At 57.1% G+C, this 571-nt stretch carries 1 protein-coding gene and 1 tRNA gene; one reads left to right on the top strand and one right to left on the bottom strand.

The window, feature by feature from the left end; genetic code table 11:
- Positions 1–175 precede the first annotated feature (175 nt).
- Positions 176–249 (top strand) — tRNA-Gly (locus IE182_RS31610).
- Positions 250–311: 62 nt separating this feature from the next.
- Here IE182_RS31610 and IE182_RS31605 read toward each other — a convergent pair.
- The coding region (locus IE182_RS31605) for a class II fructose-bisphosphate aldolase (protein WP_190113427.1) at positions 312–571 on the bottom strand (260 nt) is incomplete at its 5' end.

Genomic DNA, 571 nt, shown 5'->3' with positions numbered 1-571 from the left:
CGCCGACCGATGAGCGCATAGCGCGTCTCATGCAGATGGCCAACGAAATGAACGGCACGCCGATCGCTCCGCCCACCTACTCCACGCGCGTCGGCAGGTGACGTGCTAGGATAACTATTCGTGCCTCGTTTGGCTGAGCATGCTCGTCACGTGAGGTGCAGCAGCCGTAAGGCATGCGGACATAGTTCATCGGTAGAATGAAAGCTTCCCAAGCTTTAGAGGCGGGTTCGACTCCCGTTGTCCGCTCCATTGATTTTCAATGATTTTCATTATTTCCGGGAAAGTGTCGCGCACGATCGCAAAACTACGCGCTATTTGAGCGCTTTGCCCGCGGAACCCAGCTGCCGGCAAGCCTCGACCACGCGGGCGGACATGGAATCCTCAGCCTTACGGCCCCAAGAACGCGGATCGTAGAACTTCTTCTCGCCCACTTCGCCGTCGATCTTCAGCACCTTGTCGTAGTTCTCGAACACGTGGTCGGCGATTGGACGGGTGAAGGCGTACTGGGTATCGGTGTCGATGTTCATCTTGATCACGCCGTAGCTTACAGCTTCGGCGATTTCTTCCGGGC

Source organism: Streptomyces cinnamoneus (genome assembly GCF_014650495.1).
Taxonomy (GTDB): Bacteria; Actinomycetota; Actinomycetes; order Streptomycetales; family Streptomycetaceae; genus Streptomyces; species Streptomyces cinnamoneus.
This window is presented reverse-complemented; position numbering and strand designations above follow the sequence as displayed.